The organism is Psychrobacter sp. GW64-MNA-CIBAN-0177 (assembly GCF_040309585.1).
In the GTDB taxonomy this organism is placed as follows: Bacteria; Pseudomonadota; Gammaproteobacteria; order Pseudomonadales; family Moraxellaceae; genus Psychrobacter; species Psychrobacter okhotskensis.
In genome coordinates this window covers 1-617 of sequence record NZ_JBEOOY010000061.1, presented here as the reverse complement: position 1 = coordinate 617, position 617 = coordinate 1, and the positions used below count along the sequence as shown (strand labels likewise).

At 43.1% G+C, this 617-nt stretch carries 1 protein-coding gene; it reads right to left on the bottom strand.

Annotated features, from left to right (window positions below; translation table 11 throughout):
* Positions 1–266: 266 nt before the first annotated feature.
* A partial coding sequence (locus AAEY79_RS14170; protein ID WP_352288858.1) for a LysR substrate-binding domain-containing protein occupies positions 267–617 on the bottom strand: 351 nt, incomplete at its 5' end.

The window sequence follows — 617 nt, the reverse complement described above, 5'->3', positions numbered from 1 at the left end:
TGTCAGTTTGCTTGGTCATTGCTTATTCTCCTGTTATGGGATTATAAGCAGTTACACAGTTTTTAGGAAACTCCCTAGCGCGCTCAAAAGTAGATGACTCGCCCTAACTTTTTATAGTAACTTAACTTTTCGACGAATATAAAATCGATGCTATGTTATTTAACAACCGTGTCGTGGTGCTGCTTGATGATCTTGTAATACGCGTGGCTACAGTATTGACTGCCTCATTCAGAATATGCAAGACAAGTAGCTAACAACCCTATACGTTATAAATTTTTTAATTGCTCAATTAACCAGCGATGTATACCACTGTCATTAGTACGTGGATGCCATGCGGCTATTACCTTAAAGGTTGGCGGTAAGGCTTCCACAGCAATCTCTTTAACCTTACTGTTTGGCAATAGTCGCGCAGGATAAAACGCAATCATATCGGTGGTGTGTAGAATATCTGGTACCGCTGAAAAGCTAGGGACTGACATCACGATGTTTCGCTTAAGGCCTTTTTCAGCGAACCATTGATCATGTGAGCCACGCAAGTTGGCACGCGAAGGCGATACCACCAGTTGCGGCTGTGCGGCGATTTGTGTCAGTGTTAGTGCCTCTGTTGCAAAGGTGTT